The sequence below is a fragment of the Celeribacter ethanolicus genome (assembly GCF_001550095.1).
Lineage (GTDB): Bacteria > Pseudomonadota > Alphaproteobacteria > Rhodobacterales > Rhodobacteraceae > Celeribacter > Celeribacter ethanolicus.
Map to the genome: position 1 here is coordinate 1 of NZ_LRUC01000013.1, position 14,243 is coordinate 14,243.

At 63.0% G+C, this 14,243-nt stretch carries 12 protein-coding genes; 11 read left to right on the plus strand and 1 reads right to left on the minus strand.

All coding sequences use genetic code 11. The features are described from left to right. Nucleotides 1-11 precede the first annotated feature (11 nt). The 7 genes from NH195_RS06605 (at nt 12) to NH195_RS06635 (ending at nt 9,316) form a co-directional block, all read left to right on the plus strand. Complete coding sequence (locus NH195_RS06605; RefSeq protein ID WP_066704797.1) at nt 12-764, plus strand: electron transfer flavoprotein subunit beta/FixA family protein; 753 nt, start codon at nt 12-14, stop codon at nt 762-764. Then, on the plus strand, nt 764-1,678 hold the full coding sequence (locus tag NH195_RS06610; protein WP_066704798.1) for an electron transfer flavoprotein subunit alpha/FixB family protein: 915 nt from the start codon (nt 764-766) through the stop codon (nt 1,676-1,678). Before NH195_RS06605 ends, NH195_RS06610 begins: the two co-directional genes overlap by 1 nt. A gap of 19 nt (nt 1,679-1,697) precedes the next feature. After that, nucleotides 1,698-3,485, plus strand: coding sequence for an acyl-CoA dehydrogenase (locus NH195_RS06615; RefSeq protein WP_066704800.1), 1,788 nt, complete (start codon nt 1,698-1,700; stop codon nt 3,483-3,485). Nucleotides 3,486-3,542: 57 nt separating this feature from the next. Continuing rightward, complete coding sequence (locus tag NH195_RS06620; protein WP_066704802.1) at nt 3,543-5,798, plus strand: 3-hydroxyacyl-CoA dehydrogenase/enoyl-CoA hydratase family protein; 2,256 nt, start codon at nt 3,543-3,545, stop codon at nt 5,796-5,798. A gap of 56 nt (nt 5,799-5,854) precedes the next feature. Continuing rightward, nucleotides 5,855-7,495 carry an acyl-CoA synthetase gene (locus NH195_RS06625; protein WP_066704804.1) on the plus strand — a complete coding sequence of 547 codons (1,641 nt, stop codon included), beginning with the start codon at nt 5,855-5,857 and terminating at the stop codon, nt 7,493-7,495. Between the two features lie 84 nt (nt 7,496-7,579). Next, nucleotides 7,580-8,755: an acetyl-CoA C-acyltransferase family protein gene (locus NH195_RS06630; protein ID WP_066705063.1), complete on the plus strand. Its 1,176-nt coding sequence runs from the start codon at nt 7,580-7,582 to the stop codon at nt 8,753-8,755. 84 nt (nt 8,756-8,839) lie between these two features. Then, nucleotides 8,840-9,316, plus strand: coding sequence for a PaaI family thioesterase (locus NH195_RS06635; RefSeq protein WP_066704806.1), 477 nt, complete (start codon nt 8,840-8,842; stop codon nt 9,314-9,316). 111 nt (nt 9,317-9,427) lie between these two features. On the opposite strand, the gene NH195_RS06640 is transcribed toward NH195_RS06635, so the two are convergent. After that, nucleotides 9,428-10,432 (minus strand): GntR family transcriptional regulator, encoded by a 1,005-nt coding sequence (locus tag NH195_RS06640; RefSeq protein WP_066704808.1) that lies wholly within the window; start codon nt 10,430-10,432, stop codon nt 9,428-9,430. Between the two features lie 363 nt (nt 10,433-10,795). On the opposite strand from NH195_RS06640, the gene NH195_RS06645 reads away from it, so the two are divergent. Genes NH195_RS06645 through NH195_RS06660 form a run of 4 tightly spaced genes read left to right on the plus strand, consistent with a single transcriptional unit; the run spans nt 10,796 to nt 14,243 of the window. Further along, nucleotides 10,796-11,761 (plus strand): ABC transporter ATP-binding protein, encoded by a 966-nt coding sequence (locus NH195_RS06645; RefSeq protein ID WP_238379711.1) that lies wholly within the window; start codon nt 10,796-10,798, stop codon nt 11,759-11,761. Continuing rightward, nucleotides 11,761-12,669, plus strand: a complete 909-nt coding sequence (locus NH195_RS06650; RefSeq protein WP_066704812.1) for an ABC transporter permease — start codon at nt 11,761-11,763, stop codon at nt 12,667-12,669. The genes NH195_RS06645 and NH195_RS06650 overlap by 1 nt, the downstream gene beginning before the upstream one ends. Before the next feature lie 3 nt (nt 12,670-12,672). Further along, nucleotides 12,673-13,515 carry an ABC transporter permease gene (locus NH195_RS06655; RefSeq protein WP_066704814.1) on the plus strand — a complete coding sequence of 281 codons (843 nt, stop codon included), beginning with the start codon at nt 12,673-12,675 and terminating at the stop codon, nt 13,513-13,515. After that, nucleotides 13,512-14,243 carry an SDR family NAD(P)-dependent oxidoreductase gene (locus NH195_RS06660; protein ID WP_066704816.1) on the plus strand — a complete coding sequence of 244 codons (732 nt, stop codon included), beginning with the start codon at nt 13,512-13,514 and terminating at the stop codon, nt 14,241-14,243. The genes NH195_RS06655 and NH195_RS06660 overlap by 4 nt, the downstream gene beginning before the upstream one ends.

A 14,243-nucleotide genomic window follows, 5' to 3' on the forward strand; every position in this document is an offset into this window, starting at 1 on the left:
GGAGTTTACGCATGAAGGTATTGGTACCTGTTAAACGCGTGATCGACTACAACGTGAAGGTCAAGGTTAAGACCGACGGCACGGGTGTCGATCTTGCGAACGTGAAGATGTCGATGAACCCGTTCGACGAGATCGCGGTCGAAGAGGCCATTCGTCTCAAGGAGGCCGGCGTGGCTTCCGAGGTGGTCGTGGTGTCGATCGGCGAGAAGAAATCCGTGGATACGATCCGCAACGCGCTCGCCATGGGCGCGGATCGCGGCATTCTGGTCGAAGAGGATCAGGGCGTCGAGATCGAGCCGCTGGCGGTGGCAAAGATCCTCGCCAAGATCGTCGCGGAGGAGGCGCCCGAACTGGTGATCCTCGGCAAGCAGGCGATCGACAACGACATGAACGCCACCGGTCAGATGCTCGCGGCGCTTCTCGGCTGGGGGCAGGCGACCTTTGCCTCCGAGGTGCTGATCTCCGAGGGCAAGGCGGTGGTGACCCGCGAGGTGGACGGCGGGTTGCAGACGATTTCCGTCACTCTTCCGGCCATCGTGACGACCGACCTGCGTCTCAACGAGCCGCGCTATGCCTCTTTGCCAAACATCATGAAGGCGAAGAAGAAGCCGCTCGACGAGAAGACCGCCGCCGATTACGGCGTCGACACCACGCCGCGCCTGACGGTCGTGAAAACCGAAGAACCCGCGGCGCGCGAAGCCGGGATCAAGGTCGGCTCGGTCGATGAACTCATTGCGAAACTCAAAGAGGGAGGTCTCGTCTGATGGCTGTTCTCTGTCTTGCGGATGTGGCGGGCGGCGCGGTCGCGCTCGACGCCACCGCGAAAGCCGTCTCGGCTTCGGCGAAACTGGGCGATGTGACGCTTCTCGTGTGCGGTGCGCCGGGCTACGAGGCCGCGAAGATCGACGGCGTGGCCAAGGTTCTGGTCGCCGATGACGCGGCCTATGCCCACGGGCTGGCGGAAAACCTTGCCGATCTGATCGTGTCTCTGGCGGGTGGCTACAGCCACATCACCGCCGCCGCGACGACGACGGGCAAGAACGTCCTGCCGCGGGTTGCGGCGCTTCTGGATGTGATGGTTCTGACCGATGTGACCTCCGTGGTGGATGCGGATACGTTCCAGCGCCCGGTCTATGCCGGCAACGCGATTCAGACGGTACGCTCGAAAGATGAAAAGAAGGTTATCACCTTCCGCACTTCGACCTTCGAGGCGGCGGGCAGCGGCGGTTCCGCGGCGGTCGAGGCGGCCTCGGGCGCGGGGGACACCGGCCTGTCGGCCTTTGTCGAGGACAAGGTGGCGGAAAGCGACCGCCCGGAACTGACCAGCGCGAAGATCGTCGTCTCGGGCGGGCGCGGTGTCGGTTCGGAAGAGAGCTTTGCGATCATCGAGGCGCTCGCCGACAAGCTCGGCGCGGCCGTGGGCGCGTCGCGTGCGGCGGTCGACAGCGGGTTTGCGCCGAACGACTGGCAGGTCGGCCAGACCGGCAAGGTGGTGGCGCCTGAGCTTTACATCGCCTGCGGCATCTCGGGTGCGATCCAGCACCTCGCGGGGATGAAGGATTCGAAGGTGATCGTCGCGATCAACAAGGACGAAGAAGCCCCGATCTTCCAGGTCGCAGACTTCGGCCTCGTCGCTGATCTCTTCGACGCCGTGCCAGAAATGACCGAGAAATTGTGAGAAACAGGAAATACATCAGATGACTTATGTTGCACCGACAGAGGACATGATGTTCGTCCTCGAAGAGCTTTGCGGGCTGGACGAGATCGCGCAGCTCCCGGGGCTTGAGGACGCGACCGCCGACATGGTGGGCGCGATCCTCGAAGAGGCGGGGAAATTCGCGGGCGATGTGCTCGGGCCGCTCAATGCCGTGGGCGATCAGTCCGGTCTCGGGTTTTCCGAGGGGCAGGTGACCACGCCCGAGGGCTGGAGTGCCGCCTATCACACGCTGGTCGAGATGGGGTGGAACGCCCCCACGGCCTCCCCGGATCACGGCGGCATGGGCTTGCCCGAGGTGGTGAATGCCGCCATTCTCGAAATGTTCAACGGCGCGAACACGGCGTTTCAGCTCTGTCCGCTTTTGACACAGGGCGCGATCGAGGCGATCAATGGCTACGCCTCCGATGATCTCAAGACGCTCTACCTGCCGAAACTCGTGACCGGGGAATGGACCGGGACGATGAACCTGACCGAACCGCAGGCGGGCTCCGATCTGGCGGCGATCCGCTCCAAGGCGGTGCCGGAGGGGGATCACTACCGGATCAGCGGCCAGAAGATTTTCATCACCTATGGCGAACATGACATGGCGGAAAACATCGTCCATCTCGTGCTGGCGCGCCTGCCGGATGCGCCGGCGGGGGTGAAAGGTATTTCGCTCTTCATCGTACCGAAATTTATCCCGGATGCCGAGGGCGCACCGGGGACGCGCAACGATCTGCGCTGTGTGTCGATCGAGCACAAGCTGGGCATCCATGCCAGCCCGACCTGCACCATGTCCTATGGCGATGAGGGCGGGGCCATCGGCTATCTGGTGGGCGAGCCGAACAAGGGGCTCGCTTATATGTTCACCATGATGAACAACGCGCGTCTGGGCGTGGGCCTTCAGGGCGTCGGTATTTCCGAAGCGGCCACGCAACACGCGGTGCGCTATGCCATGGACCGGGTACAGGGAGGCACGCCAGAGGGCGCGGAAGCCACGATCATGGGGCACCCGGACATTCGCCGGATGCTGGGCCTGATGAAGGCGCGGACCGAGGCGGCGCGGGCCTTGGCGTTCCGGGCGGCGCGGTCTCTGGATTTCGCGCATCGTTCGGAGGACGAGGAAACCCGCGCCCATCACCAACGTCGCGTGGATCTGTTGATCCCGGTGGCGAAAGCCTGGTCGACGGAGCTTTCCGTGCAGGCGGCATCGCTGGGTGTGCAGATCCATGGCGGCATGGGTTACATCGAGGAAACCGGTGCGGCGCAGCACCTGCGCGATGCGCGGATCACCACGATCTACGAGGGCACGACCGGCATTCAGGCGCTCGATCTCGTCGGACGCAAGATCAAGCGGGACAACGGCACCGCCGCGCGTGAGTTGATCGTCGAGATGAAAACGACCGCCGCGGCGCTCAAGGTGCAAAGCGGCGGGGATGCCGATTGGGCGGGGCTCGCCTCGATGGTCGAAGAGGCCGCAGGCATCGTCAGCGACCTGACCGATTGGCTGGTAGCGCAGAACGGCACGGAGCCTTTGTCGGCGGCGGTCAATATCCTTGAGACCTTCGGCATTTGCCTTGGGGCCTGGGTGATGGGCGATGCGGCGATGGCGGCGTCCAAGCGCCTCGCGGAAGGGCGCAACACGACCCATGCCAAGGCCAAGCTGAGCATGGTGCGGTTCTACGCCAGCAACGTCTTTCCGATGGCGGCGGCCCTGCATGCGATTTCCAAGGCCGGTAATGCTGCGACGCTTGCGTTCACGGCGGCGGATTTCGATCTCGCGATCTGAGGCCTTCGGCGCGGGCGACATCGCCCGCGCCAGAACATATTGAATTCTGGACGTATTATGAACACGATCAAGATGGCCTTCGGGGTCGGGGATTTGGACTGTCGGCGCGTTGCGGTGATCGGCGCGGGCAATATGGGCGGCGGGATCGCGGCACAGTTTGCGAATGCGGGGATTGCCGTCGATCTGCTGGACCGGGTGGGGCCGGATGAGGCGCGGAATGCGCCCGCCGAACAGGGCCTCGCGCAACAGATTGCGCGACAGGCCTTCATGGGAGAGGCGCCCGTCGGTTTCGTGCGGGTCGGCAACACGGAAGATCACCTGGAGCGGGTGGCAGAAGCGGATTGGATCGTCGAGGTCATTCTTGAAGACCTCGATCTCAAACGCGCGCTTTACGAACGGATCGAACCTTTGCGCAAACCCGGCGCGATTGTCTCTTCGAACACCTCGACCATTCTGCGGGAGCGGTTGATCGAGGGGCGCAGCGCAGCGTTTCAGGATCATTTCCTGATCAGCCATTTCTTCAACCCGCCGCGGCGCATGGCTCTTTTGGAACTGATCGGGGGTGACGACCGGGCGGCATTTGACCGCGCCGCCGAGATCGGGCGCAGGGCGCTTGGCAAGACCGTGATCGAATGCCGCGACACGCCGGGGTTCATCGCCAACCGACTGGGCTGCACCTGGCTCTCGGTGGCGGTGGTCGAGGCGCTCCGGCTTGGCCTCACGGTCGAGGAGGCGGATGCGGTGCATATGGCCTTTGGCGTGCCGCGCACCGGGGTGTTCGGCCTGCTCGATCTGATCGGGCTCGATGTGGTGAAGCCGATCTGGGGCTCTCTGATGGCGGCGCTGCCCGAGACGGATGCGATCAATGCGTTCGATTTGCCGGGGCAGGGGGTGATCACGGACCTCGTAGCCGCCGGACGGTTCGGACGCAAGAGCCGCGCCGGGTTCTATCGCAAATCCGAAAGCGGCGAGATGGAAGCGCTTGATCTCGTCACAGGAGACTACCGCGCCCATAGCGGGTTCACGCAAAAAGACCTGCCGGGAGAAGGCCGCGATCTCGATCTGCTCCTGAACGGGGATACGGCGCCGGGTGCCTATGCGCGGGCGGTTCTGGCACAGGTGGTGGGCTATGCCCTGACCCATGCCGGGGAGATTGCGCCCTCTCTGAAGGAGACCGATCTGGGAATGGAGCTGGGCTATGCCTGGCGCGCGGGTCCGGTGGCGCTATGGTGGGGGCTGAGCCCCGAGACGCAGGCACGTCTGCGGGCCGAGATGCCCGAGGGCGTGCCGTTCGGGGCGCTGGCGGCCCCGGTCGTGCTGGGGGGCGAGACGGATCGGCTGAGCCGGGCGCAAGCCTCTGGCACACCATTGGCACAGAACGCTTCCGCCGCGCTTTGGGATCTGGGCGACGATGTGATCTGTCTCGATATTCAGAGCAAAATGCATGCGCTTGGCCCAGAGGTTTTCGACATTCTCGAGGAGGGTGTGACCCGGCTGAACGGCGCGGCGCGCGGGATGGTCGTCGGTAATCACAATCCGCGGGTGTTCTCCGCAGGCGCCGATCTGTCGCAGATGGTGGCATGGATCGAGGGCGGAAAATGGGAGGCGATCGAGGGCTTTATCACGCGCGGGCAATCGGTTCTCGCGGCCCTGCGCGCGGCCGATGCCCCGAGTGTCGCCGCGATGCGCGGGCTGGCGCTTGGCGGTGGCTGCGAACTGGCGATGCATTGCACCGGCACGGTGGCCCATGCCGAGACCCGGATCGGTCTGCCGGAACATCTCGTCGGGCTGGTGCCGGGCTGGGGGGGCTGTCGTCGTCTTCTGGACCGGGCACGCGCCGGTGTCGCAAGCGAGGCAGAGCTTGCGGATCGCATCGCGCTGGCCTTCCGGGCCGCCACGCTGGAGACCCCCGCCGCCTCGGCGCGCGAGGCGGGGGCGCTGGGGCTTCTGGACCCGTCCCAGCCGGTGGTCATGCATGAGGGCGACGTCTTTGCGGCTGCGCTCGCGCATCTCGATGGGCTCTCGCCGGGCGGGAGCGTCCATCCGCCGGTGACGTTGCGTCTTGAGCCGCAGGCCGTTCTGGACCACCTGCTCGCAGACCGTAAAACTGCACGGGACGACGGGGCGCTGACGCAAAACGCATTCGAGATTCAGAGCCGCATTGCAGACATTTTCGCCAGAGGAGGTGGCGGGCTGTCGGACGCCGATCTCGCGTCCTTTGAATGCGACGCTTTCATGGCGCTCACCAAAACCCCGGAAACGCTTGCGCGGATCCGGCACATGCTGCGGAGCGGGAAACCGCTTCGGATATGAGCACGGGGGGCCGCACGGCCCCGCCCTACGAGAATTCCACGGAGGAGGACATCCGAATGAAAGATACGATTTACGATCTGGGCCTGGACCAGACGCCCGCGAATTACGTTCCGATGACGCCGGTGAGCTTCATGGCCCGCACGGCGCATATCTACCCTGAGCGCACGGCTGTCGTGTATGGCGATGTGCGCCGGAGTTGGGCGGAAACCTATGACCGCTGCCGCCGCTTTGCCAGTGCGCTGGTGAAACGCGGCTATGGGCGGGGCGATACGATTTCCATCTTCGCGACCAACATCCCGGAGATGTACGAGGCGCATTTCTCCGTCCCGATGGCGGGCGCTGTGCTCAATGCGATCAATACGCGTCTCGATGCCGAGGCCGTGGCCTTCATCCTGAACCATGCCGAAACCAAGGTGTTCATCGTCGATCCGGAACTGTCGGAAGTGGCCGCGCAGGCGGTCAAGATGACGGGGCGCGACGACATTCTCGTGCTCGACATTCTGGACGACAGTTTTGAAGGCGGCGTGCGGGTCAGCGCGCTGAGCTATGACGATGTGCTGGCCGAGGGCGACGCGGATTTCATGTGGGCGCCGCCGAGGGACGAATGGGACGCCATTTCGCTCAACTACACGTCCGGCACGACCGGCAACCCGAAGGGCGTCGTGTACCATTACCGCGGCGCGCATCTCAATGCGCTGTCGAACATCGTGATGTGGGAAATGGGCAATGCGCCGGTCTATCTCTGGACCCTGCCGATGTTCCATTGCAACGGCTGGTGTTTCCCCTGGACCATCGCGGCGGCAGCGGGCACGGCGGTGTGTCTGCGCGCGGTGCGCGAAGAGCCGATTTTCGAGTTGATGAAGACAGAGAAGGTCACAAATTTCTGCGGCGCGAGTGTGGTTCTGGCAATGCTGGTTCATGCGCCGGAAGAACTGAAAAAGGGCCTTCAGGCCGGGATCAAGGTGCTGACCGGCGGGGCTCCGCCGCCCGCGATTATCATCGAGAAGATGGAAGCGCTCGGCTTCGACGTGACACATGGCTACGGTCTGACCGAAACCTATGGCGCTGCCGTGATCTGTGCCTGGCACGACGAATGGGATGCGCGGACGGCTTCTGAGCGCGCGGCTCTGAAAGCGCGTCAGGGCGTGCGCAATCTGGCGGCCGAAGGTCTCATGGTGGCCGATCCCGAGACGCTCGCGCCGGTGCCGTGGGACGGTGAGACCATGGGCGAGATCTTCATGCGCGGTAACAACGTGATGAAGGGGTATCTCAAGAACCCGTCGGCCACCGACAAGGCGTTCCGGGGTGGCTGGTTCGCCAGTGGCGACATCGGGGTGATGCACCCGGACGGCTATGTCCAGCTCAAGGACCGCTCCAAGGACATCATCATCTCGGGCGGCGAGAACATCAGCTCGGTCGAGGTCGAGGACGTGCTGTTCAAGCATCCCGAAATCATGGAAGCCGCGGTAGTTGCGCGCCCGCATGAGAAATGGGGCGAAACCCCCTGTGCTTTCGTCACGCTCAAGGCCGGGGCCACGGTGACCGAGGCCGAGGTGATCGCCTATTGCCGCCAGAACATGGCGCATTTCAAGGCGCCGAAAACCGTGATCTTCGGCCCGCTGCCGAAAACCTCGACGGGCAAGGTGCAGAAATTCGTGCTGCGCGAACAGGCGCGGGCGCTGGAATTGCAAAGCTGACGGGGTGTCGGCGGATATGAGACGGGCGGGCCGGACATGGCCCGCCCCTGACCTGCGCAACAGGCGCAATCAATGGAGAAGACAATGACAGATATCGTGGTGCTGGACGGGGCGCGGACGGCGATCGGGACCTTTGGCGGATCGCTTGCGGGCACCTCGCCGATCGAGATGGGAACCATCGTGGCGAAAGAGGCGCTGGCGCGTTCCGGTGTCGAGGGCGGCCAGATCGAAACCGTGGTGCTCGGCCATGTGATCAACACCGAACCGCGCGACATGTATGTGAGCCGGGCGGCGTCTGTGGGCGCGGGCGTGCCGAACGAGGCGCCTGCGATGAACGTCAACCGGCTCTGCGGCTCGGGGCTTCAGGCCATCGTCTCGGCGGCGCAATCGCTGATGCTGGGGGACGCTTCCTTCGCGCTTGCGGGGGGCAGCGAGAACATGAGCCGCGCGCCCTATATCCTGCCCGCCTTGCGCTGGGGGCAGAAAATGGGTGACACGGGCGCGACCGACATGATGCTCGGGGCGCTGAGCTGCCCGTTCGGCACCGGGCACATGGGGATCACGGCGGAGAATGTCGCCTCCGAATACGGCATCACCCGCGAGGCCCAGGACGCCTTTGCGGTGCAAAGTCAGGAACGCGCGCTCAAAGCCATCGAGGCAGGCCATTTCAAGTCGCAGATCGTGCCGGTCGAAGTTCGGGTGAAACGCGACATGGTGGCTTTCGACACCGATGAACACCCCAAGGCCAGCACGCTTGAGAGCCTCGCCAAACTGCGTCCGGCCTTTCAAAAGGACGGCTCTGTGACGGCGGGCAATGCCTCCGGCCTCAACGACGGGGCGGCGGCGGTGGTGCTGGCGACGGCAGAGGCCGCGTCCGGGGCCGGGCTGAAACCGCGCGCGCGCATCCTCGGATATCACGTCGCGGGCGTGCGCCCGGAGGTCATGGGCACTGGCCCGATCCCGGCGGTTCAGGGGCTTTTGACCCGCACCGGCCTGTCGCTTTCCGATTTCGACGTGATCGAGTCGAACGAGGCCTTCGCGGCACAGGCTTTGGCGGTCAGCAATACGCTCGGCATGGACAATGCCAAGGTGAATCCGAACGGCGGCGCGATTGCGCTGGGCCACCCGATCGGGGCTTCGGGGGCGATCCTGTTCATCAAGGCACTCTACGAATTGGAACGCACCGGCCAGAAACGCGCGCTGATCACCATGTGTATCGGCGGCGGTCAGGGGATTGCCCTGGCGATCGAAGCTCTGTGACGGCGACGTGAGACAAAACGGGGCGCGCGTGGCGGGCCCCGTTCGCCACATCTGCGGGTGTGGCCAAAATCAAAGGATAATTTCATGCACACCATCGACACCAGCCGTCTGGCTCCGATCCCGATTGACGAACTGAGAACCCTGTCCGGGGTCGAGCTGTTCAAACGCGTCATTGCCGGAGACCTGCCCGCGCCGCAGGTTTGCGGTGTCGCCAATGAATGGATGCTCGAAATCGAAGAGGGCCGTGCGCTTTGGGAGGCCAGCCCACCTGCGAATTTCGTCAACCCGATGGGCGGCGTGCACGGCGGTTGGGCGATGACGGTGCTCGACACGGCGCTGGGCTGTGCAGTGCATTCGATGCTACCGGCGGGCATCGGCTACACGACCATGGAGGTCAAGACCAATCTGACGCGCGCGCCGAAAGTCGGTGAACGGTATCTCTGCGAAGGCAAGATCCTCACCGCCGGTCGCCGCACCGCGACGGCTGAGGCGAAGCTGCTCGACGGGCAGGACCGGGTTGTCGCCTTCGGCACCACGACCTGCCTGATCCTCGAGTTTTGAGGCGCTGCGGCGCATCGGTCGGGGCAAGATTCGGGGGCAGTGTCAGGTCGCGAACGGGTGCAGCCCCGCGCCTTCGCTGAGCGTCCTCGTCGCGGCGCACGGGATGCGCGGTCATGTGAATTGCAGGTAGGATGGGAAATCCGAGGGCGGTGGCAGGATCGCGGTGATCTTCAGTTGCGCAATCGTGCGGTCACGCGCTTTTTTCAGATGCATCGCCAGCATGCTTTGCGCCGCTTTGACGGAGCCGGAGAGAGCCAGTTCGATCACTTGGCCAAGCTCCAGGATGGATTGCGTGTCTGGTGGCAGTCCGAGCGAAAAGAACGCGGCCTGGCAGGCCTCCAGCGCCAGTCGGTTGTTCGACGCGTAATTGGCCAGGTCTTCGTTGGGGGTGCTCAGCACCACCATCTCAAAGAAACGCCGGTCGAGTGAAAACCATTGCGCCGGTGTCGGTGCGGTTTGGTCGCAAAGGGCACGAATTTCCTCCGCCAGGTCGCGCAATTGCCTGGTCGGAAGTTTCGCCGAAGACAGCGCCGCCACCTCCAGAATGCCACGCAACTCGTATTTGTCCTTGATCTTTTTCGAGGTCAGCGGTTCGACGATCCAGCGCGAGGTGCGGTTCTTGTGGACAAGGCCGCGCTCCTGGAGACGTCCGAGCACATCGCGGATGATCGTGCGCGAGACACCGTATTCCTCTGCCATCTGCGCCTCGACGATGCGGTAACAGCCGAACACCGGGCAACGTGTGACGTAATAGGCGACATCGTCATAGACCCGCAGCCAGCTCGGTTTTCCGGCACTGCCGTCGAGCATTCTGAGGTCAAGTTCGATCTGACGCAGGTCTTCGCGTTTGGGATCATGTGTCGTGCCCGAGACCACGAAGCCCCGCCCTGAAAACCGCTGAACACCGCCTTCGTCCTCGAGGATTTCCAGGGCGCGTTTGACCGTCGCGCGCGACATGTCAAGCCGTTCGGACAGGGCGCTCTCTTGCAGGACGAGGCCGGGATACAGGTAGCCCTGGGCGATGTTGCTGCGAAGGAACTCCGCCGCCAGCTCGAAAAGAGGCGCGCGCTTGTCGCTGTCGTCGCCGCTGCGGTGGGTGGCTTCTGAAACGATCATCGTGGCCTCATTCGGGATTCTTCATCTGACAATAGGGGGCTGCCGAAACGGTTGGAAGCAATTTGTTTTTGAATGCAGAAAATCAAAAAATGAGTCAATTAAAGGATTGGCGTTTTAATTCTGCGTAGAAAACAGGCTCGAAACTCCAATTAAAGAGCGGTTTTCAGGGTTTATGAGCACAGGAGGAAAAGCGCGCTCTAGATAAAAATGATTTTTATAATTCAAAAATCATTTTTATCTTTACTGATCGGCAAGAAATGATGTTTGTATCTAAAAAATCGAAAAACTCGACGCGGGGAATACTCAGTGCTGACTCTCAATCAGGTAAGTCGCCGATATGGCGGTGCGACGGCCTTGGATGGCGTGGACTTCGTCGTTCCGGAAAACACCTACATGGCCCTGTTGGGGGCGTCCGGGGCGGGCAAGACGACGTTGTTGCGTCTCATCGCGGGGTTCGAAGAGCCGGATCAGGGCACGATCTCTCTGAACGGCGCGCGCATCGACGGACAGCCTTCGCATCTGCGTGACATCGGTTTCGTGTTTCAGAACTTCGCGCTGTTTCCGCATCTGACCGTGGCGGAGAACGTCGCCTTTGGGCTGCGTCACCGCGCCCATGCGCCCCTGACCAATGAGGCCGAGATCAAGGACCGCACCGATGCCGCTCTGCAGTTGGTCAGTCTGACCGGATTTGGGCATCGGGGCGTCAGCGCGATTTCCGGCGGTCAAAGACAGCGCGTCGCGCTGGCCCGCACCTTGGTGTGTGAGCCGCGGATCGTTCTGCTTGATGAACCGCTCGGCGCGCTCGACGCCAACCTGCGGTCGCGGATGTGCGACGAGCTGAAGGCGATCCGTGAACGGCTTGGCGTCAGCTTCCTGCATGTCACCGGCTCCGAGACCGAAGCGCTTACCATGGGGGATCAGGTCGCCGTGCTCGCCAACGGGCGGATCATGCAATCGGATGCGCCGGACACCTTGTTCAGCCATCCCGGCAATGCCGAGGCCGCGCGCCACCTCAATGCCTGGAATATTTTCGACGCCGGTCTTTGTCGTGGTGACTTGGGGCAGGGTCCGATTGCCGTGCGTTTCGACCAAATCGACGTGAGCGCCAAAGGCACCGCCCCGTCCGCGCGCCCGTCGTTGCAGGCCACCTATCTCACCGGCGAATTCAACGGGCCGACCGCCTTGTCGTTCTTCCGCGCCGCAGACGGCACCCTGTTGCAGGTCGTCGATCACCTCAGCCAGCCGCGCCTTCCCGATCTGGTCGAAGGCCAAGGCTATGACCTTCATTTCGCAGCCGATGCCCTGCGCCAATTCCACGGAGCCGCCTGATGACCGCCCTCACGACGGACACCCCGTCCAACACCCATTCCCCCGCTGAACTTCGCGAGAAAAAGGACCGTCGTCGCGCCATCGCGCTTTTGACGCCGGGGCTTTTGTGGATGACCCTCTTCATGGTCCTGCCGATGGCCATGGTGATCTATGTTTCCTTCTGGACCCAGACCACCTTCTCCGTAAACTCGACCCTGACCACGGCAAGCTGGGAACGCTTCCTGAGTTCCGCGACCTATCTGGGCGCGATCTGGACCACCTTGCGGATCTGGGTCATCGTGCTGATCGCGACCATCGTGGTGGGCTATCCGGTGGCTTTGTTCATCGGGCTTTTCGTGCGCAACAAGACGCTTCAGACCGCGCTCCTGGTGGCCTGTGTGATCCCGTTCTGGACCTCGTTCCTGATTCGCGTCATCGCTTGGCGTCCGATGCTCGGCACCGAAGGCGCGATCAACGTGATCCTGATGAAACTCGGGATCATCCATGAGCCGCTGACCTTTTTGCTGTTCTCCGAATTCTCCGTCCTCGTCGGCATGACCCAGATTTACTGCGTGTTCATGGTCGGGCCGATCACCTTCATGCTGGGCCGGATCGACATCTCCGTGATCGAAGCCGCGCGTGATCTCGGCGCCTCTTTCGGGACGATTTTCCGCCGCATTATCCTGCCGCTGTCGCTGCCGGGGGTCATGGTCGGGTCGATCTTTGTCTCCGTCATGGTGCTGGGCGAGTTTGCCACCGCCGCCTCGCTGTCGGGCCGCAAGACCAACCTCTTGGGCAACATCATCGTGAGCCAGGTGGGCTCTCTCAAATGGGCCTTCGCCGCCGTCGCCGGTGTGGTTCTCACCATCATCATCACCGCCGTGATCGCGCTCGCGCTGCGTCTCGTCGATCTGCGAAAGGAAATGTGAGCCATGGAATCCCGTATCCTGCGCCCGACGCTCGCCCTTTATACCGTCCTCTTTCTGCTGTTTCTTTATGGGCCGATGATTGTTCTCACGATCCTGTCGTTCCAAAGCGCCGATGGCGGTCCGCAATTCCCGATCCGCGAGTGGTCCGTCTACTGGTACGAGCACCTTTTGGGCTTTGCCGAAACCTCTCGCGTCTCGCAGCTTCCGGTGGGCGATAGCCTGCTGCGCTCGATCGTGCTGGCTTTCATGACCACCGTGGTCTCGACCGTTCTGGGCGTCATGAGCGCCGAAGCCTTCCGCACCCGGTTCAAGGGCTCGGGTCCGGCGTTTTACCTGATCATCCTCGGCATGATGGTGCCCGGCGTGCTGGTGGGGCTTGGCATGGCGCTTTTGTCCAACACTCTGGGCATCGCCCGGGCGTGGTGGGGCACCTCTTTCGTGCTGCATGTGGTCTACACCTATCCCTTCGCCTTCCTCGTGATGCTGGCCATCTTCAACCGGTTCGACCGCACCGTCGAAGAAGCCTCGCTCTCCTTGGGTGTAAGCCCGGCGCAGACCTTCCGCCGCGTGACCTTCCCGATCATCTTCCCCGGTGTTCTCTCCGCCATGCTGTTCTCCTTTACGCTCAGCTATGACGAATTTGCCCGCACACTCTTTACGGCCGGTCGCGATCTGACGCTGCCGCTGGCGATCTACGGGACGTTCTCGGTGGAGATCTATCCCAACATCTTCGCCTTCGGGGTGCTGACCACGCTGTTCAGCTTCACGCTTCTGGTGATCTACGGCCTCTTGATGAAACGCTTCACCTCAAAGGCCTCCCGTTATTCCGGTCAGGAGGATGCATGATGATTGCTCTCGTCACGGGCGCAGGCTCCGGCATCGGTGCGGCCATCGCACTCCGCCTTGCCGCCGATGGTCACAGGGTTGCCGTCAACGATCTCTCGCTTGAGGCCGCCAAGGCGACCGTCGAGAAAATCCACGCAGCCGGCGGTGTCGCAGGCGCCTATGCCGCCGATGTCAGCGATGAGGTCGCCGTCACCGAGATGGTCGATCTGATCACCGAAGATTTCGGCGCGCCGGAGATTTTGGTCAACAACGCGGGCTTTGGCCATCAGGCGCGGTTCACCGAGATCGAGCCCGCCATGTTCGACAAAATCTTCGCCGTGCATGTGCGGGGCAACTACCTCTGTACCCGTGCTTGCCTGCCCGCGATGCTCGAAAAAGGGCAGGGGCATATCGTCAATATCGCCTCGCAGCTCGGCCAAATCGGTGGGGTGGAACTGGTCCATTACGCCGGTGCCAAGGCCGCCGTGATCGGCATGACGAAATCGCTGGCCCGCGAGGTCTCCGCCCAAGGCATCCGGGTCAATGCCGTGGCACCCGGGCCGATCAACACGCCGCTCGTCGAGGCGCTTTCCGAGGAGTGGAAGACCGCAAAACGCGCGGAACTTCCGCTCGGGCGCTTTGGCTCTCCGGCGGAGATTGGCGGTGTCGTCTCCTTCCTCGTCTCTGACGATGCCGCTCTGTTCGTCGGGCAAACGCTCGGGCCGAACTCCGGCGACGTCATGTTGTGA

Excerpts from the sequence above, each read along its gene's own strand:
- NH195_RS06605 (WP_066704797.1), top strand. The coding sequence starts at position 12 with ATGAAGGTATTGGTACCTGTTAAACGCGTGATCGACTACAACGTGAAG.
- NH195_RS06610 (WP_066704798.1), top strand. The coding sequence starts at position 764 with ATGGCTGTTCTCTGTCTTGCGGATGTGGCGGGCGGCGCGGTCGCGCTC.
- NH195_RS06615 (WP_066704800.1), top strand. The coding sequence starts at position 1,698 with ATGACTTATGTTGCACCGACAGAGGACATGATGTTCGTCCTCGAAGAG.
- NH195_RS06620 (WP_066704802.1), top strand. The coding sequence starts at position 3,543 with ATGAACACGATCAAGATGGCCTTCGGGGTCGGGGATTTGGACTGTCGG.
- NH195_RS06625 (WP_066704804.1), top strand. The coding sequence starts at position 5,855 with ATGAAAGATACGATTTACGATCTGGGCCTGGACCAGACGCCCGCGAAT.
- NH195_RS06630 (WP_066705063.1), top strand. The coding sequence starts at position 7,580 with ATGACAGATATCGTGGTGCTGGACGGGGCGCGGACGGCGATCGGGACC.
- NH195_RS06635 (WP_066704806.1), top strand. The coding sequence starts at position 8,840 with ATGCACACCATCGACACCAGCCGTCTGGCTCCGATCCCGATTGACGAA.
- NH195_RS06640 (WP_066704808.1), bottom strand. The coding sequence starts at position 10,432 with ATGATCGTTTCAGAAGCCACCCACCGCAGCGGCGACGACAGCGACAAG.
- NH195_RS06650 (WP_066704812.1), top strand. The coding sequence starts at position 11,761 with ATGACCGCCCTCACGACGGACACCCCGTCCAACACCCATTCCCCCGCT.
- NH195_RS06655 (WP_066704814.1), top strand. The coding sequence starts at position 12,673 with ATGGAATCCCGTATCCTGCGCCCGACGCTCGCCCTTTATACCGTCCTC.
- NH195_RS06660 (WP_066704816.1), top strand. The coding sequence starts at position 13,512 with ATGATGATTGCTCTCGTCACGGGCGCAGGCTCCGGCATCGGTGCGGCC.